Source organism: Rheinheimera tangshanensis (assembly GCF_014645135.1).
Classification (GTDB): domain Bacteria; phylum Pseudomonadota; class Gammaproteobacteria; order Enterobacterales; family Alteromonadaceae; genus Pararheinheimera; species Pararheinheimera tangshanensis.
Window position 1 is genome coordinate 377,519 of sequence record NZ_BMLH01000003.1, and the last position, 20,877, is coordinate 398,395.

At 46.4% G+C, this 20,877-nt stretch carries 13 protein-coding genes; 6 read left to right on the top strand and 7 right to left on the bottom strand.

From position 1 onward, the window contains the following. Nucleotides 1-124: 124 nt before the first annotated feature. On the bottom strand, nt 125-2,719 hold the full coding sequence (locus IEW88_RS08930; RefSeq protein ID WP_147903668.1) for a TonB-dependent receptor plug domain-containing protein: 2,595 nt from the start codon (nt 2,717-2,719) through the stop codon (nt 125-127). Between the two features lie 562 nt (nt 2,720-3,281). Between IEW88_RS08930 and psrA the strand changes: the two genes are divergently transcribed. Together psrA and IEW88_RS08940 are read left to right on the top strand one after the other, a co-directional pair. Next, complete coding sequence (gene psrA, locus IEW88_RS08935) at nt 3,282-3,935, top strand: TetR family transcriptional repressor PsrA (protein WP_053426142.1); 654 nt, start codon at nt 3,282-3,284, stop codon at nt 3,933-3,935. A gap of 19 nt (nt 3,936-3,954) precedes the next feature. Then, nucleotides 3,955-6,252 carry an acyl-CoA dehydrogenase gene (locus tag IEW88_RS08940; protein WP_053426143.1) on the top strand — a complete coding sequence of 766 codons (2,298 nt, stop codon included), beginning with the start codon at nt 3,955-3,957 and terminating at the stop codon, nt 6,250-6,252. 74 nt (nt 6,253-6,326) lie between these two features. Here IEW88_RS08940 and IEW88_RS08945 read toward each other — a convergent pair whose 3' ends face one another. The 4 genes from IEW88_RS08945 to IEW88_RS08960 form a co-directional block, all read right to left on the bottom strand. After that, entirely contained in the window at nt 6,327-6,986 is a 660-nt protein-coding gene (locus IEW88_RS08945; RefSeq protein WP_147903667.1) for a 3'-5' exonuclease, read from the bottom strand. Beyond that, the gene (locus IEW88_RS08950; protein ID WP_053426153.1) at nt 6,987-8,807 is read right to left on the bottom strand and encodes a putative nucleotidyltransferase substrate binding domain-containing protein; all 1,821 of its coding nucleotides are present in this window, start codon (nt 8,805-8,807) and stop codon (nt 6,987-6,989) included. 72 nt (nt 8,808-8,879) lie between these two features. Then, on the bottom strand, nt 8,880-10,595 hold the full coding sequence (locus IEW88_RS08955; RefSeq protein WP_147903907.1) for a sodium:solute symporter family protein: 1,716 nt from the start codon (nt 10,593-10,595) through the stop codon (nt 8,880-8,882). Between the two features lie 10 nt (nt 10,596-10,605). Continuing rightward, nucleotides 10,606-10,872: a DUF4212 domain-containing protein gene (locus IEW88_RS08960; RefSeq protein WP_053426151.1), complete on the bottom strand. Its 267-nt coding sequence runs from the start codon at nt 10,870-10,872 to the stop codon at nt 10,606-10,608. 180 nt (nt 10,873-11,052) lie between these two features. Between IEW88_RS08960 and IEW88_RS08965 the strand changes: the two genes are divergently transcribed. Both IEW88_RS08965 and IEW88_RS08970 read left to right on the top strand, forming a co-directional pair. After that, the gene (locus IEW88_RS08965; protein WP_147903666.1) at nt 11,053-14,589 is read left to right on the top strand and encodes a PAS domain-containing hybrid sensor histidine kinase/response regulator; all 3,537 of its coding nucleotides are present in this window, start codon (nt 11,053-11,055) and stop codon (nt 14,587-14,589) included. 72 nt (nt 14,590-14,661) lie between these two features. Continuing rightward, nucleotides 14,662-15,726, top strand: coding sequence for an AI-2E family transporter (locus tag IEW88_RS08970; RefSeq protein WP_147903665.1), 1,065 nt, complete (start codon nt 14,662-14,664; stop codon nt 15,724-15,726). 15 nt (nt 15,727-15,741) lie between these two features. Here the strand turns inward: IEW88_RS08970 and IEW88_RS08975 are convergent, their stop codons facing one another. Both IEW88_RS08975 and acs read right to left on the bottom strand, forming a co-directional pair. Further along, nucleotides 15,742-16,413: a response regulator transcription factor gene (locus tag IEW88_RS08975; protein ID WP_053426149.1), complete on the bottom strand. Its 672-nt coding sequence runs from the start codon at nt 16,411-16,413 to the stop codon at nt 15,742-15,744. A 97-nt stretch (nt 16,414-16,510) separates the two neighbouring features. After that, a complete protein-coding gene (gene acs, locus IEW88_RS08980; protein ID WP_147903664.1) occupies nt 16,511-18,460 on the bottom strand; it encodes an acetate--CoA ligase in 1,950 nt (649 codons plus the stop codon). Nucleotides 18,461-18,722: 262 nt separating this feature from the next. Between acs and IEW88_RS08985 the strand changes: the two genes are divergently transcribed. Both IEW88_RS08985 and IEW88_RS08990 read left to right on the top strand, forming a co-directional pair. Next, on the top strand, nt 18,723-19,883 hold the full coding sequence (locus IEW88_RS08985) for a DcaP family trimeric outer membrane transporter (protein WP_053426147.1): 1,161 nt from the start codon (nt 18,723-18,725) through the stop codon (nt 19,881-19,883). 118 nt (nt 19,884-20,001) lie between these two features. Then, complete coding sequence (locus tag IEW88_RS08990) at nt 20,002-20,286, top strand: DUF6482 family protein (RefSeq protein WP_147903663.1); 285 nt, start codon at nt 20,002-20,004, stop codon at nt 20,284-20,286. Nucleotides 20,287-20,877: the final 591 nt, after the last annotated feature.

Sequence of the window (20,877 nt, forward strand, 5' to 3'; positions counted from 1 at the left end):
TTATACGGAAGCTGAAGGATGAAACCTAGTCTCTTCTGTTTTTTCTGTAAAACTTTGCGATAAATACCAAAAAAAGGGGCGCTGAGAAGACTCAGGCCCCAACTTCATCCAGGTAGAAGAAAGCTTAGAATTTTACTGAATAACGTAACGTCCAGTTGCGGCCTAACCAGTCGTGGACTGAGCTGGCGTAGCCGTTAGTAGGTGAAGATGCGTAAGGCGGTTCTTTGTCCGTCAGGTTGCGGATGCTCAGCAGCAGGCTTTGATTGGCGCTGATGTCATAACCCAGACTGGCGTTGTACGTCAGCCACGAGTCCACTGTCTCGTTATCAAACTTAAAGTCGCCATCGCCTAAGGAGCTGATGTAATGGGCGCCTAAACTGGCATTCCAGTTTTCAAGACGCCATTCAGTACCCGCATCGGCAACGAATTCAGGGCGGGCAATTTCTGAAGCTCCGCTGAGTTTGCCCAATAAATCTTCAGCCGGGCTGTCCTGCGTGATCTGGCGCTCGTACGACAAAGTGCGGGTACCGGCCAGGTTGAACTTGAATTCACCGGCATTGCTGGTTGTCAGCTTATAGTTCAGTTTAAAGTCAACGCCATCGGTTTCCTGGCTACCAACGTTAAAGAAGCCGGTGCGCAGGAAGACTAAATCATTGCCGCCATCTATCACACAACCAAACTCGCCATTTAAATCAGCTTCGTTGCTGACCACTGGTGCTGTGCCTGCGACACAAGCACGTAAGGTGGTATTAGCATCCACATCAACTATATCTTCGTGAGTGTATTTCCAGTAGTCGATGGTGAACTGTAAGTCTTCTGTCAGATTCCATGACGCGCCAATATTGATCGCCTCTGAACTCTCGGCGTCCAGATTTTTATTACCTAAGGTTTCCTGGTCAAATTCCAGTTCACCTGAAGTGGCACCAAAGTCGCCACAAAGTGCGTCGAAAGGTTGATTTGTGCCACAGTCAATGTAGTTGGCTGTTAACGAAGTACCAGCACCCAGTTGTGATAGTGAAGGTGCACGGAAACCTGTGCTCCAGGAGCTACGTAAAATCAGGTCATCACTCAGGCGGTAACGCAAAGATAATTTAGGATTGATGTCGCCGCCAAAATCGCTGTAGTGGTCATAGCGTAACGCAGCAATGGCATCGAGTTTGTCGGTCAGCGGAATATTAAGCTCATTATAAAACGCATACTGAGTCCGATCTGCAGCGGCGTCACTGGCTCCCAGTGCAAAAATACCGCCACTTTGGGCCACTTCTGCTGGATTATCAGAGATCTCCTCGCCACGGAATTCACCGCCAAATACAGCGCTGATATCTGCAAATAAAGTACCAGAGAAATTAAAGTCGACAGAGTAGACGTCAGATTCACCGAGCCGAGGCGCGATTTCACGTAAACCAGCAATGACTGAGTCTGAATTATCGCGGCCTAAATTAAATGGATTAAAGCTGCCATCTGCCAGTGCATCGGCCACTTTATCTATACCCATATACCCTGAAACATGGGTAATTTCGTTATCCGTTTTGCCATAGGTGGCTGCAGTTTCCCATGACCACTCGCCTAACTCGCCCCGTAAACCTGCTAATAACCGGTAGCTTTGACTATCGTAGTCCTGAATACGGCGCTCAGGAAAACGTGAGCGGATACGGATTTGATTGACGTCACCATCTTCAGCATCAATGGCCTGTGCCCATGCAGGCACAAAGCTGGCATCACCATCAACCCGCACATCAAAAGCTGCGGCAGAATCGTACGCTGAGCCAGTATTTTGTTGCAGCATGGCTTCAGCAAAGAACTCCCGTTCATTCCCTAAACGATAGGTATGGTTGATGGTTGCACCAACGGCCTTGCTGTCCGGCTGAATCGCACGTTCGCTGACATAATCATAACGACAGCGAGTCCCGCCGTTGCTGGTTGCGCTGCCACACCAAGGCTCAGCGTAATCGTTGCCATCTATACTAACGCGGGTAGAGGAGGTAAAAGTGACGTCGATTGGGCGATCGGTATTGAACAAAGCGTTTTTGTCAAAGTAGTCGATCACTACCGTGGTATTGCTGTTGTCTGTACTAAAACCACCTGTGTAGGTCAGATTGTACTTACTGAAGTCTCCGTTTGCCGTATCGTCACCGTAAGAGGCGCTAAGTTCGTGACCCTCGTAGTCTTTGCGCAGGATGAAGTTAATCACGCCGGCTATTGCGTCTGAACCATAGACAGAGGATGCACCGTCCGTCAGAATTTCAACACGCTCCAATGCAGACATCGGAATGGCATTGACGTTAACAAAAGAATCAAAGCCGTTAGTAAACGAATCCACAGCAACCCGGCGGCCATTGACCAGCACTAAAGTAGAACTTGAACCTAAACCGCGTAAGCTAACGCCGGCTGCCCCTGCGGGTGTGCCGTCATTGCCGGCTACGCCACCGTTTTCTGTAAAAGTACCGGCACTGGAGGCCTGTGGCAGGTCCCGTAAAAAAGCACTGACGCTGTCATAGCCTTTTTTCGCTAAATCGTCCCGGCTGAAAATTTGCAGCGGGTTTGCACCTTCCATATCCACGCCTTTGAGGCGTGAGCCTGTAACTTCAATTTTTTCTATTGTCGCTTCGTCTTGCTCTGTTGCTTCAGCCTGTTGCGCATAAACCTGTTGTGAGCCAAACAAGGCAAACAGTGTGGCCATACCTACTTTACTGAGCTTCATTTTTTTATGCTGTGACATGATGTTTCCTCTGGTGTCGTTGTTGCCTGATGGCAATCTGTTTTTTCGAACTTAAAAAGGACGTGCCAAAGCGAGAAGCGCAGCAAAAGATGCAGCAACAACCATCAGACGAGTCAATGCCTGAAAAATGTTGTCAGAGAGCAAATAGGTGTAATGTCAGATGTAGTTTTTAAAACACAGACAAACAGAACACACTTCTGGCTATGGCAGAAGCTGTTCTAATTATTGAACCACTCGGAGAGGTAATAGGTAGAGCAGTAGTAGCTGTTTGGGTTTGCAGCACAACGTTGCATTTTGCTCTCCTATTTATTGAGTGGTATTGGCATGAATCAAAATTGTCTGATCCTGCTAGTGATGTCAAGTGCTTTTTTTAAGCAATCTGCGCTGACATGGTTTTGCACCTTTTAAGGGCAAAATTTGTCTCTGTTTTACATTTTTGTTGTAAATGGCATGTGATATTTGTCGCTCATCTGACCAGATTGGCCTTTTTCTCTCTTGCTGACTTGACAGTATTTTTTTTCAAACGTACATTTCAAACAAGTGTTTTAATTTAGTCAGGGTTATGGTGAATAAAACAACAACACAAGACAAAATTCTGGATGCAGCAGAGCAACTTTTTGCCTCTACAGGTTTTGCTGATACTTCGTTACGGCAAATTACCAGTCTGGCGCAGGTGAATCTGGCAGCGGTGAACTATCATTTTGGTTCAAAAAAAGAGCTGATTCAGTCGGTGCTGCAGCGTTATTTGTCTGTGCTGATGCCACGTTTGGATCAGGAGTTCAGCCAGCTGTTGTCCAGTCAAAAACAAAATGACTTAACGGCGGTGCTGTCTGTGTTCATTCAACCTTTGCTGGAACTGAATAAAGTACAACATCACGGCACCCGGACCTTTTTACAGTTACTGGGTCGTGGTTATACCGATGTTCAGGGGCATTTGCGTTGGTTTTTTAATCATCACTATGGTCGTACCCTGGATAAATTTGTGTTGCTGGTGCAGCAGGCTTGCCCTGATTTACCAGCCAGTGAAATTTTCTGGCGCTTGCATTTTTCGCTGGGCACTGTGGTGTTTACCATGGCGTCTAATCAGGCTTTACAGGAAATTGCAGCGGCAGACTTTAACGAAAATGTAGAAATAGAAGGCGTGATCCACAGGCTTATTCCTTATTTAGCCGCGGGTATAGCGTCACCTTTAACTTTATCTAGTCAAGCTCACTAATCTCTGGAAGGACGTATTTATGTCAATTTTGATCCTGCTGTTGGTTGTGCTGATTGTTGTGCTCGGTGTAGCAGACATTCGCCGTAACCTGATCACCAAACCAGTGTTTGGCATCTTTAAGAAAATTTTACCTCCGCTGTCTGATACAGAACGTGAAGCCATGGAAGCAGGAGACGTCTGGTGGGACGGTGACTTATTTCAGGGCAAGCCGGATTGGAAAAAGCTGCATGCTATTCCAAAGGCGGAGTTGTCTGTTGAAGAACAAGCCTTTATGGACAATGAAGTAGAAACCCTGCTGAAAATGCTGGACGACTACAAAATTGTGCAGGAACAGCGCGATTTACCACCTGAAGTCTGGCAATACATTAAGGACAATGGCTTTTTTGCGATGATCATTCCAAAAAGCTATGGTGGTCGTGAGTTCTCTGCCATTGCCAACTCAACTATCGTATCCCGTATCGCGACTCGCAGCTTAACTGCTGCAGTAACGGTGATGGTACCTAACTCTTTAGGCCCGGGTGAGCTTTTGATGCACTATGGTACTCAAGAGCAAAAAGACCGTTGGTTGCCGGGTTTAGCTGCGGGTAAAGAAGTACCATGTTTTGCTTTAACAGGTCCGGAAGCAGGTTCTGATGCTGGTGGTATCCCGGATACTGGGGTCATCTGCAAAGGCCAGTTTGAAGGCAAAGAAGTGTTAGGTATTCGCCTGAACTGGGACAAACGCTATATCACGCTGGCTCCTGTGGCTACTGTATTAGGTCTGGCTTTTAAGCTGTATGACCCGGAAAACCTGTTAGGTGAAAAAACTGAACTGGGTATCACTTGTGCACTGATCCCGACCAGCCATGAAGGTGTTCAGATTGGTGATCGCCATTTTCCAATGAATATGGCCTTTATGAACGGCACCACCTACGGTAAAGATGTGTTTATTCCACTGGACTGGATCATCGGTGGACCGGATTATGCTGGCCGCGGCTGGCGTATGCTGGTCGAATGTTTATCCGCTGGCCGTGGTATCTCTCTGCCGGCTCTGGCTACTGCCACAGGTCATTTAGCCACTCGTATGACGGGTGCCTACTCTTACGTGCGTCAGCAGTTTGGTATGGCCATTGGTAAGTTTGAAGGGGTTCAGGAGAGTTTGGGCCGTATCGGTGCCTACACCTACAGCTTAGAAGCCATGCGGGTTATGACAGCCGGGGCTATCGATTTGAAGCTGAGTCCTTCAGTAGTGACTGCAATCGCTAAATATCACATGACAGAAATGTCCCGTACTTTATTAAACGATGCTTTTGATATTCATTCAGGCCGCGCTATTCAGGTGGGTCCGAAAAACTATCTGGCACACGGTTATATGGGGATGCCTGTTTCTATTACAGTTGAAGGCGCCAACATCCTGACTCGTAACCTGATGATTTTTGGTCAGGGAGCCACCCGTTGCCATCCGTACGTATTGCAGGAATTGGAAGCTGCGGCGAATCCAAATGCCGAAGAAGGCTTACAGCAATTCGATAGCTTGCTGATGAAGCACATTGGTTTTGCTTTAGGTAACACCTTTGGCGCACTGTGGCAGGGTTTAACTCTGGGCCGCTTTAATTCAAGCCCAGTGTCTGGTGAGACTGCAAAATACTACAAGCAGTTAAGCCGTATGAGTCGTGCTTTGGCGTTAAGCGCTGATTTTTCCATGCTGATGTTAGGTGGTGATTTAAAACGTAAAGAAATGCTGTCTGCTCGTTTAGGTGACGTGTTGAGCCATTTGTATATCGCGTCTGCTGTGCTGAAGTTTTATGAAGATAATGGTCGTCAGGTCGCTGATTTACCTTTCGTGCGGTACTCTATCGAACGTAACCTGTTTGAAATTGGCAAAGCATTTTCTGGTTTCTTCCAGAACTTCCCAAGCCGGGTGGTCGCTCGTTTATTAAAAACTTTAGTATTCCCTTTCGGTATCGGTTACAAAATGCCGGCCGATGCGGTGACTCAGGATATTTCTGATGCGCTGTTAAAACCAGGTGTGATTCGTGATCGTTTAACCCACCTGTGTTTTATCGGTGAAGGTGATGAAGACCCGACAGGCTTAATGGAATCGGCTTTTGTTGCAGTGCATGATGCTCAGCCTATTATGAAGAAAATTTATGCCGCGCAAAAACAAGGCTCATTGCCACGCAAAATTCCTATGGATCAGCTGATTACCAAAGCTTTGGATATCAATGTCGTAACGGCAGATGAAGCCAAGCAACTGGTACGAATGAACGAATTACGTTTCAGCTCTATTAGTGTCGATAGCTTTAAGCCGGGTGTATTGTCAGACAACGCTGTGTAAGTTGTTGTTTAAACGAAAAAAGCCAGGCGAACGCCTGGCTTTTTGTTATGTTTTATTTGCCTTTGTTGTTTGGCTTAACGGCTTTGTTGAAACAGTTCTGCCAAAGTACAAGATGTTCCGCGGCTTTTTAATTGTGCTAATAAAAGCTGAGCACAACCAAAGGCATCGGAGAGGGCATGGTGCTCTGTCACTTCAGGTAAGTGGTAACGAGCCAGACAAGCAGATAAGCTTAATGAGTTTTGTGCCACAGGACCTCCTTTGAGCCGCATTTTATAAAGCTCCAGCTTTAAGGTATCGACAGCTTTAAACGCAGGAGAACGACCAAAACAGTTCTGGCAGCTTTGTTTGAGAAAGTTAAGTTCCAGTGCGCTGTGGTGTGATACCAATACTGCTCCTGTCAATTCCTGCAACAGCAAGCGAAGTAAGTCTTCCAGCTCTATCCCTTGTTGCACTTCAGTATTATGCAAACCGTGGATCACTGCACTTTGTCCCACTGACGCCGGACTTCGAACCAACTGGTATCGTGCTGAGTTTAAATGAATTTTCCCGCCGGTAATTTTTACCCAGCCTGCGCTGACAATGTGATGTTTTTTCGAATCAAGCCCTGTAGTTTCAAAATCCAGCACCAGGTAATTGGCTTTACTGGCCAGACTTTGTTTATCCAGATTGTAGTCTTTCTCAAAATCTACCACCAGTTGATGCACAGCCACTGGTTTTTTCAGCCAGTTCCACATTTAGAGTTCCCGACAAAAACGTTGTCTGAGTATCTGCTGCTCGTCACTTAACACCGCAAAAGCATCTTTGAGTTGATGACGTTGTAACAAACTCAGTTGGCTTGGATCCAACAGGTTAGATAAATGCCTGCCACGCTGCATATCCTGTGCTTGCAATTGCCAGCGTAAATTAGCCAGCACATCTAATGCTCCTAATAAATTTTGCTGCTGGCGCTGAGTCAAGACTGCTTGTTGTTGCAACAGCGCCAGTCGCTCTCTGGTATTGACTGCCTGGATCCCAGCAGACAGGGCATACACCCGAACTAAGTCGGTGACGAGGCTAATACCACGTTTTTTCAGATCCAGTCCTTTACGTTGCCGACCATCCTGTTCAAGCAGAAAGTGTTTAAAGAAACCCAGTGGAGGTTGACGCTCTGTGGCATTTTTAGCCAGATGGTATAAAAACAGTTCATTATTTTTGCAACGAGCCAATACGTCTTCATGCAAGACGTTAAATAAGCCTTTACTGCCATGAACCAGGCGCATATCGAAAAAGATACTGCTGTTGAGTAAAGCTTGTGGATCTGGCGTATTGAGCCATTTGGCAAAACGATTCGACCAGCCTTTGAGGCTTAGTCTCAATTCCGGATTGGCGGCCATGATCTGACCATCACAAAGAGCCTGCCCTGACGAGGCCAGACCATGACAAACGATATCGGCAAGCGCGGAAAAATACTCTGCGATAGCACCGCTGGGCTCTTTCTCCAACAATAAAGCATTATCCTGATCGGCACTGGGTAGCATATCTCGCCTGGCTTGGGAACCAAACACCAACCAACTATATACACAAGGGGCAGGGCCCAACTGTTGCTCTGCAATATTCAACCAACTTTGCACTAAGGCGTCCATAATACTGGTCAGTATGCTACTAACCTCATAAGAAGGGATATGCTGTTCAGCCAGTTGCAGTGCTAGTTGCTGTATTTGCGGTGTGATGGCCTGCAGACCTGCAGCTTGATGTTGACGGTGAATATGGCTGATTAGAAAAACCGGGTGTTCTTGCTGGCTACGGATCAAGTCTGTTGTTGTGAGCACTCCGATAGGCTTGTCTTGTTCGGTAACGGGTAAGTGGTGAATATTATGCTGGCTCATCTGTTGAATAGCTTCAAAGGCAAAACAGTCGATATCAATGCTGTGTGGCGTTTTAGTCATCACTTGTGAGACGCATGTAGAGGCAGATAAGTTTTTTGCCAAAACACGACTGCGTAAATCCCGGTCGGTCAAAATGCCTATCAATTTTTCATCTTGTTTAATCAGGACGCACGACACCCTCTGAGCTGTCATCAGCAAGGCGGCTTGTTGTACTGTGTCCTGACAGTCAATAGAGACAGTGCGTCGGGTCACGAAGTCGGCGACTTTTAGCGTCGAAGTGTTTTGTTGTTGACTGCTTTGATATAAATGCAAACGACGGCTAAATAAACGCTGGAAAAATAGATCAAAATTTTTGTACTGGTGTCTTAATTTATCAAAACTTTCCTGAGGAAAAAAATACACTAATCCATCTTCTTCGCAGCGGATAGTGTCAGGATCGGCAAGTCCGGTCAGGAGTAACTGATAACCATAATAATCCCCGGTTTGCAGATGGGTTAAACGTTGTTGCTCTGTGTGCAGGGCAAATAAACCTGAGCGTATCAGCATCAGCTGAGGTTCAGGTTGTTGCTCTTCACCACTTGCGAAATACACAACAGTCAGTTCGCGACATAAGCTTTCCAGTACATGTGGCGCTAAGTCGTCAAAAGGCGGTGTTTGCTGCAAAAAAGTAACTACTTCCTGGATCTGCATACAACCTTCCTGCTTTATCAAAAAACAAGGCGTGTCTCCACGCCTTGTCAAGTCTGCTTTTTCTACGCTACTTTAGTGAGCCTGAGCTTCACCTGCACCTTTTGGATAGCGGATTTGTTCTACAATATCTTGTACTTCTTGTGGTACTTCTTTGGTCACTTTGCTGACCGCAAAGGCGACGACAAAATTCACCACCATACCGACTGTACCAATACCCTCTGGAGAAATACCAAACAACCAGTTTTCAGGTTTGTTTTCAGCCAAAGGAGTGATGAAAATACCCTTGAAGTACAGGATATAACCCACAGTGAAAATGATACCTGCCAACATACCGGCGATAGCACCTTCCTTATTCATTTTCTTGTAGAAAATACCAAGAATGATGGCTGGGAAGAAACTCGCCGCCGCCAGGCCGAAGGCAAAAGCTACTACCTCCGCGACAAAGCCCGGTGGGTTAATACCTAAGTAACCGGCCACTATAATGGCTACAGCGGCGGCTAGTCGTGCCGCTAGCAACTCCTGCTTGTCCGTAATTTTAGGCATCAGATTTCGTTTGAGTAAATCGTGCGAAATTGATGTCGAGATCACCAGTAACAAACCTGCTGCTGTAGACAAGGCTGCAGCAATACCACCTGCGGCCACCAACGCTATGACCCAATCTGGTAATTGAGCAATTTCCGGGTTTGCCAACACCATGATGTCACGGTCGATGGTCATTTCGTTGCGCTCATCACCTGAGTAGAACATACGACCATCACCATTTTTATCTTCGTGTTTAATCAGACCGGTTTTTTCCCAGTTTTTAATCCAGGTTGGAGCTTCTGTCACTAAAGTACCCTGAGCATCGGGACCATTGATGGTATCAATCATGTTGTAACGGGCAAAGGCACCGATAGCCGGAGCAGTTGTGTACAAAATCATGATGAAAATCAAAGCCCAACCTGCGGAGATACGAGCATCTTTTACCCGTGGTACAGTGAAGAAACGTACAATAACGTGAGGTAAACCTGCAGTACCGACCATCAATGCGGCAGTAATAGCAAAGACGTCAGCTGTGGATTTTGTCCCTTCTGTATAAGCAGCAAAGCCAAGTTCTGCCGAAAGCCCGTCTAATCGCTCCAGTAAATGCATACCTGAGCCATCCAGCAAGGTGGCACCTAAACCTGTTTGAGGTAATACATGACCTGTGATCATGATAGAGATGAAGATAGCAGGAACCATGTAGGCAAAAATCAGCACACAGTACTGAGCAACCTGGGTGTAGGTAATACCTTTCATGCCGCCTAATACAGCGTAGAAAAATACCACGGCCATACCGATGATCACGCCTGTAGTGATATCGACTTCGAGGAAGCGCGAAAACACCACACCTACACCACGCATCTGGCCTGCCACATAAGTGAAGGAGATTAAAATGGCGCAAATAACAGCGACTGTGCGTGCTGTTTGGGAGTAATAACGGTCACCGATAAAGTCTGGTACGGTAAATTTACCGAACTTACGCAGGTAGGGAGCCAAACATAAAGCCAGCAGCACATAGCCACCTGTCCAGCCCATCAAATAAACTGAACCGTCATAGCCCATAAAAGAGATTAAACCGGCCATAGAGATAAATGACGCGGCAGACATCCAGTCAGCGGCTGTTGCCATACCATTGGCTAAAGGCGATACACCGCCGCCTGCCACGTAGAATTCTTGTGTTGAACCCGCCCGGGCCCAAATAGCAATGCCGATATACAACGCAAAGGTTGCACCGACCACTATATAAGTTAGAGTCTGTAAATCCATCATCTACCCCTTAATCTTCGTGGACATCGTATTTACGATCAAGCGCATTCATCTTGACCACGTAAATAAAGATCAGCAAAACGAAGGTGTAGATCGAGCCTTGCTGCGCGAACCAGAATCCGAGCTTAAAGCCAAAAAACTGCACCATGTTCAGTTGGTCTACAAATAAGATCCCTGCTGCGAAGGATACTGCAAACCAGACTGCCAGCAGTTTGAGCATCAGCGAGATATTCTCCCGCCAATAGGCTTTGGCTAATTCATTTGTTTGAAATGCCATTGTTGTCTTCCTCTTGTTGTTTTTTGTGGTTGTTATAGAAATTCTGTTGACTTGCATGCTTAATCTAGCAGCAGGTACAGGAAGTGATAGCCCGACTTTAGTCGAAGCCGAAAAAACAGATCATTGACTTTCTGATGCTTTGCGCCAAAAGTAAGGTCAGAAATCAAAGGGGAGTGCGTTTTGTCAGCCTGGATAGTCGCTTTATTAGCCTTATTGTATGTGGGGTTGCTGTTTTTTATTGCCAACTGGGGCGAACGCCATGCTGGTGATCAATTACTACGAAAGTATGGAGGGTTGTTGTATAGCCTTGCTTTGGCTGTTTATTGCACCTCCTGGACCTACTATGGAGCAGTAGGAACTGCTGTGACTCAGGGGTGGGACTATATCCCGATTTACCTCGGCCCTATTTTGGTCTTTTTATTTGCTCAATCTTTTTTATTTAAGCTGTTGTATGTCGCAAAAAAACAAAACGTCGCCTCCATCACCGACTTTATCAGCGCACGTTATGGTAAACGCAAAAATATTGCCTTAGTCACAGCTTTATTGTGTTTAGTGGTCGTGATCCCTTATATCGCCTTGCAATTAAAGGCTGTTGCAAGTTCCTATCAGGTGCTGCTGGGCCATGATTTATCCGATCAATCCTTACCCTGGTGGCAGGATACCGCTTGGTTCAGCGCGATGGCGATGACCGTCTTTGCCATTTTATTTGGTACCCGCAAAGTGCAACTGACTGAGCAAAACCGTGGCGTGATGGTGGCTATTGCCTTTGAATCTGTGGTGAAGTTATTCGCGCTGCTTTGCCTGGCGTTGATGGCATACTGGTTGCTCTTGCCGGAAAAAATCGGTGTCAGTCAGTTTGTTGAGCATGCCAGTCATCTGCAGTACAACACAGAGCATACAAGCTGGCTGTCTTTTGCGGTTAAAACCTTGCTGGCGATGACTGCTATTTTTCTGCTACCGCGCCAGTTTCATGTCGCTTTTGTTGAAAATGTTGATCACCGGCACCTGCGTCATGCCAAACGCTGGTACAGCAGTTATTTATTTTTAGTCACTTTGGTTGTGATCCCTATCGCTTTAGCTGGCATGCATTTATTTCCCGGACAGGAGCATCTGGCGGACAGTTTTGTTTTACTGATCCCGGAAAAGTCTGGCTGGCACACCCTGAGTGTACTGGTGTTTATCGGTGGTTTTTCTGCGGCCACTTCGATGATTATTATCTCAACTCTGGCGTTGAGTACCATGATCAGTAATGACGTGGTGATGCCTACTATTTTGCGTCGTCCCGGCCATGGGCAACGCATCAAAGATTACAGCGGTCTTATTCTGCTGGTACGCCGTACCATGATTATCACTGTGATGCTGCTCTCTTATGGTTACTACGCTTTATTTGCCCGAAATTATGAACTTGCTGAGACGGGTCTGTTAGCTTTTGCTTTGGCTATTCAACTTGCTCCAGCTGTTGTGGGGGGCCTGTATTGGCGCCATGGCAATGCTTTTGGTGTTTATGCTGGCCTTGCTGTAGGTTTTACCCTGTGGTTTTTCTGTCTTATGGTGCCACAGCTATCCGCTGTTGGTGTGCTTGAGCAAACGCTATTACAACAAGGTCTGTTTGGTATTGAAGCGCTCAAACCTACTGCGTTATTTGGGGTACAACTGGATACCTTAAGTCACGGCGTGATTTGGTCTTTGGGGTTGAATCTGTGTTGTTATCTGCTGTTTTCTCTGCTGGTCAAAGTGAATCTAAAAGATCGTCTGCAGGCTGCTGCTTTTGTCAAACCGACTTTGCCTTTGGAGCACAAAGAAGCTCCGGTGCGACGGGTCCGGGTTCGCCGTACAGATATCACTATGTTGCTGGAGCGTTTTATTGGTGCACAGCGCTGTAACGAAGCTATGGCAGAGTTTCAACGCCGCTTCCCGGATCTTGATCTGCAGGACAGTATCGCCGGACCAGAACTTGTTGCCTTTGTTGAGCGCGAACTCGCCGGGGTAATAGGTGCGGCTTCTGCGTTGGCAGTGGTCAGCGCAGCTACTGAAGGTAGGCAACTTGAGCTCGAAGATGTCGTGACTTTATTCGACGATACCACTCAGGCTATTCAATTTTCTCGCAAAATTCTGTTCTCGACCTTAGAGCATTTAAGTCAGGGGGTCAGCGTAGTAGACCGGGATTTAAAGCTGGTGGCATGGAACAAAGCCTACCTGAAAATGTTTGATTACCCGGATGGTATGATCCGAATTGGCCGTCCTGTAGCTGATATTGTACGGTTTAATGCTGAGCGTGGGCTTTTTGGCGAAGGCTCTCCAGAAGAGCACGTGAGCAAGCGTATTGCACATATGCAAAACGGCACCTCGCACGTATTTCAGCGGGTAAGGCCTGATGGCAAAGTGATAGAGATGCGGGGGAACCCTATCCCTGGTGGTGGTTTTGTCACCAGTTTTACAGATATCACTGAACATGTGCGTGCTGTGCAGCAACTGGCTGAAGCCAAACAACACTTAGAGCAGCGGGTACAGGAACGCACCCACAGGATCAGTGAAATAAATCAGGAGTTAATGGAGGAAGTAGCAAGGCGAAGTGCTACTGAGTTACAACTACTGCAGGCTAAAGCTGAAGCCGAAGCGGCCAATGTCTCCAAGACACGCTTTCTCGCTTTGGCCAGCCATGATATTTTGCAGCCACTCAATGCTGCACGACTTTTCACCGCGGCATTGCAGGATCAGAGTATTGAAGGTCATCCACAAAAAATTATCCACCAGTTAGATAACTCTTTAAAAGCGACAGAAGAGCTGATTGCCACTTTGCTTGATATTGCCCGTCTGGATGACGGTCGTTTGCAACCTAAAACCCAAGTGGTTTCATTGCAAAGCATTTTAAAGCCATTAACGGATGAATTCAGCTGGTTGGCAGAGCAAAAACAGCTCAGGTTTCGTACGCATTTTAGCGAATGGCAGGTACAAACCGATGGCACGTATTTGCGCCGTATTTTGCAAAATATTTTAAGCAATGCGATTAAATACACCCCTTCTGGCCAGGTATTGCTGTCTTGTCGCAAAAGAGGGCAGCAGGTGTTGTTGCAGATATGGGATAGCGGACCTGGCGTGGCAGAACATGAGTTAAAACGTATTTTTGACGATTTTTATCGGGTTGATAGCACCGCCAGAGGCCAGCAGGGGGTTGGATTGGGGCTGGCTGTCGTGCAAAGAATGACGCGTTTGTTAGGGCATCAGCTGGATGTTCGTTCAGTGGTGGGTAAGGGAACCGTTTTTAATCTGTATTTGCCTCTGGTCTCTGAGCAGGATTTGATTGAGGAAAATACGCTGAAAGAGATTCAGAGTACATCTTTACCGCAGTGGCGGGTCCTTTGTGTTGATGATGACAGTTCCAATCTGGCTGCTTTGAGTTTATTGCTGCAGCAATGGCAGTTGGGGGAGGTAAAAAGCTATGTGTACGCTGAACAACTGTTGCAGGAGGCTCCTTCGCTGGACAAACCGGATCTACTGATTATGGATTATCAATTGGGACAAGGGATCAACGGCCTCGAACTGTATCAACAGTTGCAGCCGTATTGGGGGAAAGTCCCTGGTATCTTAGTCTCCGCTGCTCCGGAGCCTGATCTGGCTCAGCGTGCAAAAGCCGAAGGGTTATTGTTCTTAGCTAAACCTATTAAACCTGCAGCGCTGCGTGCTGGTATTAACCACTTAAAAAACCAGCGACCGTAAAACGGGGTCTGGTTGCTTTCAGCGTGCTGTGTTTAAATGCCTGAAAGATAAAACAGTTGCTAGGAGGGAGTCATGCTGGCCAAGTTGGAAGAGCGTTTTTTTTTAATCATGCTGGTGGTCGTGAGCCTGGCGTTTGGTTTGGTGCTGGAGCCTTTTTGGGGCTGCATTTTTTGGGCTTGCGCCATCACTGTTATTTTTTATCCGGTACAACAGAAGATTTTGCGTTTGATTGGTGATAAACCAAACCGTGCAGCGTTGATCACGTTATTGCTTTGCGTGCTGATTGTAATTTTGCCTGTACTGGCCATTGGTGCAGCTTTTATTCAGGAAGGCGTCGCTTTTTACGACAAAATTGAAAAGGGTGAAATAAATCCTGATGGCTTTATTGAGTCCATTCGACAGGCTTTTCCGGTTGTAACTGAGTTTTTAGCTCGTTTTGGCATCCAAACGGATGGAGTGCGCGAAAAATTGTCCTCGGGAGCGGTAGAAGCCAGCCGTTTGTTGGCAAAAGAGGCTTTGTCTATCGGTCAGAATACCTTTGGCTTTATTCTGAGTTTATGTTTGATGTTATATCTGACATTTTTCTTATTACGTGAGGGGCATCATTTAGTCGAGCTGATGGTCAGGGCTTTACCATTAGGTGATCAACGTGAACGTTTGCTGTTTTCCAAATTTGCCGAAGTGACCCGGGCTACCGTCAAAGGTAATTTAGTTGTTGCAATAGTACAGGGCGCTTTAGGCGGGCTTATTTTTTGGTTGTTAGGGTTACCTGCTCCAATTTTATGGGGCGTGGTGATGGCCTTTTTGTCTTTATTGCCGGCGGTTGGAGCTGCTTTGGTGTGGTTACCTGTTTCCTTATACTGGTACGCAACAGGAGACTGGGTGATTGCAACTATTCTGGTGGCTTATGGCGCTTTAGTGATTGGTCTGGCTGATAATATATTACGACCCTTGTTAGTAGGGCGCGACACCAAGTTACCGGATTATCTGGTGCTTTTCTCTACGCTAGGTGGCATTACATTGATGGGTATTAATGGTTTTGTATTGGGTCCAATGGTTGCAGCGCTTTTTCTGGTATTCTGGCAGATTTTTATCGATGAGTTTCAGCGGCCTCATAAGCCTGAATCATCAGGCTGAGACCAGTCTGCTGTTTTAGTGTGCAACCAGAGTTTTGTCAGCTGGAGCTTCCAGCTGCAGACGCTGGGCCTGGATCACCACCTGCGTTCTGTTGGTGACCCCAAGTTTTCTGAAAATTGCTGTGATATGCGCTTTAACAGTAGCTTCGGAGATATGTAAATCATAAGCAATTTGTTTATTCAGCCAGCCCTCGGTTAGGTAAAACAAAACTTTATACTGTTGTGGTGTTAGTTCTGCGACTTTGCTCGCCAAATCTAAATCGGGTTGATGCTCTTGTTGGTTGATCACCTGGCTGCGTATCGCAGGTGGCACCCAGAGCTCTCCGTCAATGACTGCGCTTAACGCTTTGCCAATTTCTGCCGGATGAGATGATTTTGGAATAAAGGCTGAGGCGCCAAACGCCATCACGCGTTTAATTACATCAAGATCCTCACTGGCTGAAATGACAACTATAGGCAGAGTAGGGTACTGCTTGCGCAACTGGATCAGCCCTAAAAATCCGCAGTTACCCGGCATATGCAAATCCAGCAACAATAAATCTGTATCCGGATGCTCGAGTAAAGCTTCACAGGTTGCTTCAAAACTATCTGTTTCTATCGTTGCCTTGGTCACGAAGGTATTGCTGATCGCATGGATCAGCGCATTTCGAAATAAAGGATGGTCATCTGCGACAATTAACTTTGCCATATAAACTCCTAACCCAGCCTCCGTTATAAAACAGAGACTGGGTTCAGCTAAAGTGTTGTTGCTATTAATTGAATATTAGCAACTTATTGTCAACAGATTAGCGGTTTAATCTGTTCTGGATCAAGTGTTCCACTACAGATGGGTCCGCTAAAGTCGAGATATCTCCTAACTGATCGTATTCGTTGGCCGCAATTTTCCGCAGAATACGGCGCATAATTTTGCCTGAACGGGTTTTTGGTAAACTAGGTGTCCACTGTATGATATCAGGCGCAGCAATAGGGGATATTTCACGACGCACCCAATCACGCACTGCTTTGGTCAATTCATCACTTGGCTCCACGCCTACCCGTGGCGCTACAAAGACATAAATGCCCTGACCTTTAATGTCATGCGGATAACCTACGACTGCAGCTTCGGCAATGGCGTCATGAGCGACCAGACAACTTTCGATTTCTGCAGTGCCTAAACGGTGGCCTGAAATGTTCAGGACGTCATCTACCCGGCCTGTTAGCCAGTAATAACCGTCTTCATCACGTTTAGCGCCATCCCCTGTAAAATACATACCTTTATAAGTGCTGAAATAGGTTTGCTCAAAACGCTCGTGATCACCATAGACTGAGCGCATTTGGCCAGGCCAGCTGTCGAGTATAACCAGATTACCTTCAGCCACACCCTCGACTAATTCGCCTTCGTTGGTCACTATAGCGGGTTTGACACCAAAAAATGGCCTGGTCGCTGAACCTGGTTTTAAGTCTGTAGCACCAGGTAAAGGCGTGATCAGAATTCCACCTGTTTCAGTTTGCCACCATGTATCTACTATAGGACAATTGTTTTTACCATAAGAGGCGTGGTACCAGCTCCATGCTTCCGGATTAATAGGCTCACCGACACTGCCTAATAAAGTCAGTGAGGATAAATCTGCGCCGTCAACCGCAGCAGTGCCATGGGCCATCAAGGCACGAATTGCAGTTGGAGCTGTGTATAAAATGTTGACTTTGTATTTATCAACCACCTGAGCAATACGCTTAACGCTCGGATAAGTAGGGACACCTTCAAATAAGATGCTGCTAGCGCCGTTCGCCAATGGACCATAGACTATATAGGTATGACCTGTGACCCAGCCGATGTCCGCGGCACACCAGTAAATGTCTCCGTCTTTGTAATCAAATACATATTGATGTGTCATGGACGCCCACACCATGTAGCCGCCAGTGGTATGTAACACACCTTTAGGTTTGCCAGTGGAACCTGAGGTATAAAGAATAAACAGCGGATCTTCCGCGTTCATCACCTCTGGTTCACAATGTTTTGGCTCCTTTGCTAATAGTTCGTGGTACCACAGGTCGCGACCCTGATGAAAATCAATATTTTCGCCAACATGTTTCACCACTATGACATGCTTAGCAGGGTTGGCGTCACCCAGGTGGGCTAAGGCTTGATCGGTATTGTCTTTCAGGTAGGTAAGGCGGCTACCACGGGCAGCCTGGTCGGAAGTAATCACTAATTTTGAATCACAATCCTGAATACGACTGCCGAGGGCATCAGGTGAGAAACCTGCAAAAACGACCGAGTGGATAGCACCAATCCGTGCACAGGCTAATAAGGACACTACGGCTGCGGGGATCATGGGTAAATAAATAGTGACACGATCGCCTTTACCGACCCCTAGCGCACGCATGGCATTCGCTAACTGGCAGACTTCGTCGTAGAGTTCCTGATAAGTGACAGCCTTTTGCACCCCAGGTTCATCTCCTTCCCAATAATAGGCAACCTGATTAGCTTTAGCTGGTAAATGACGATCCAGGCAGTTATAGCTGGCATTTAAGCTGCCATCACTAAACCAATTCACATGCACATTACCTAAGTCGAAGCTGGTATCTTTCACTTTAGTAAAAGGTGTAAACCAGCTGATGCGTTTGCCATGTTCTGCCCAAAATTTTTCTGGTTGTTTTACTGACTCTTCATACATGGCCAGATACTGCTCGTTGGTTACTAAAGTTCTGGCTTTAGTATGCTCTGGTACCGGGTAAAGTTGGGCGTGACTCATTATTAATATTCCCCTGTCATGTAGGCTCAGTGGCTTGGTCAACTCGTGACAACCACCTGTTATGGCTATCTTCGTTCTACCTTTTTTAAGGTGTCCGCAACATTAGACCTTAGTCTAGCTAATTCGTTTGTCGCCGTCTTTGAACGGGCTGAATAAAAAACAATCTGCGACTAAAGGCTAATTGTCCCTTTGCCAAAAGCGAACCAAAGTTGAGCTGTGGTACAGACAATAACAACATTTTAACTTGGACCAGGAGAAAACAATGCTGACGAAAAAACCTCTTGCCAGCTTAGTGGCATTATCTTTCGGCGCACTTAGTAGCCAAGCTTTTGCTGCTGTCACCTTTGGTGATACCGAGCTGACCTACGGCGGTTATATTAAATTAGATACGATGTGGACAGACACATCCGATGGACAAATGGCAACAGGAGTTGGTCGAGATTTTTACGTACCAGGTGTAATCCCAGTTGGTGGAGAAGGTGAGTCGGCGACATTTGACGCGCATGCCCGTCAATCGCGTTTCTTCTTAAAGACTGCAACAACCCTGGATAACGGTAAAAAAATTAACGGTACCCTCGAGTTCGATATGATGTCGACTTACCCTATAGGCGATGAGCGTATTAGTAACGGGTATGCGCCAGAGCTTCGGCATGCCTTCTTAACCTACGACAATTGGTTGATGGGTCAAACCTGGTCCACCTTCATGGATCTGGCGTCTTTACCTGACAGCTTAGATTTTATCGGTAATACCGACGGCGCTATATTTGCCCGTCAAGCGCAGGTTCGTTATACCTCTGGTGGTTGGCAAGTTGCTTTGGAAAATCCAGAAACGACAGTCACTCCAAACACAGGTGGTGCCCGTATTGTTACTGATGACAACTCGGTTCCTGACGTCGTTGTGAAATATAATCACGCAGATAGTTGGGGTTCTCTGGCTGTTGCCGTGATGGCTCGTCAGCTTGCTATTGAATCAGGCGGTATGGATGACAATACAAACGGCTATGCGGTATCGCTTTCCGGCAAGTATAACGTCTCAGCAACAGACGATATTCGTTTTACTGTTAATAGTGGCGAAGGGCTTGGTCGTTATATCGGTTTAAATACCAGTAATGATGCTGTATTGGACGCTGCAGGCAAGTTGGATGCAATCAAAGTGACAGGTTATGCTCTTGCATACAAGCATGCCTGGGCTGACAAATGGCGCTCAAGTCTGATTTATTCAGCTCAGCACATAGACAACGACGCACAGTTAACGGGGTTAGCCGTTACAGATAACACCAGCAGCTATGCAGTGAATCTGATTTATCAGGCCGCCAGTAAGCTGATGTTTGGTGTTGAACTTCGTCATGCCACCCGGGAAATTTTATCGGGCGATGAAGGTGACCTGAATCGTGTGCAGTTTAGTGCTAAATACGACTTCTGATCTTCAGCTTCCTTATACGACTGGCGACTTTTGTTTGCCAGTCGTATTTTCAGTCGAATACATCCAAAATTAAAAGTGCTTCGTAGAGTAATCAAACAACTCAAGGGAGCGACATCCTATGCACAGACTTGAACATTTAAACAGACAAGACGTAGTCATCGATGAACTGGTGATCCACTCTATTGAAATGGGGATCTATCTCGCTCAGGTTAACTACGATGATAAAGTCGCTTTTCTGGTTGATGCAGATAATAGACCTCAGCGTTTCTTAAGTGTGGACCAAATCAAGCAATCCTTATCAGAAGCCACTGTAAAAATGGCTTGGTTACAGCATCAGTCTGCGTATGACGAAATGATTGGTGGGCCTGATAAGGTGGATAACAGCTTACGTATCCCTGTTTGAGGGAGAAAAAGCCTCTTTTTCGCCCGTTTTGCTTTATTTCTGAGCGAACGATCACAGATATCATCAAATTGTCATTTTAGGGGTTGTGCAGGATTAAAAACTCCCTATAATGCGCGCCATGCCAACGGGGTAGTGCGAAAGCAGCTCTGGGGTGGTTTTGAAATGAAGTGAAAAATGATGCAAAACATCGCTTGACACGAGATTGAAAATCACTAAAATGGCCGCCTCGAAGCGCGACCGAGTCGAAAGGCTCAAAAGTGAAGCGAAGCGAAGTGAGTTGAGTAGGTGAGTTTGATAAATAATTTCAAAACACTGGCTTGACACAAATTCTGGGAAGTGTAAGATACGCCTCCCGCTGGGCAAGGTCTTAACCGGTTCAGCACTGCTCTTTAACAATAAGCAATCAATCATCTGTGTGGGCACTCACGGTTTAGATTCTGCAGCGAGCAATCGCACAAAGAATATTTATCAGTGAAGTGACTTATACAGAAATCTGTTCGAAAGAGCAGACGTTTTAAGTCAGTGATACTGAGCAGCCATTTCGGTGGCAATTAAACTTTAATTGAAGAGTTTGATCATGGCTCAGATTGA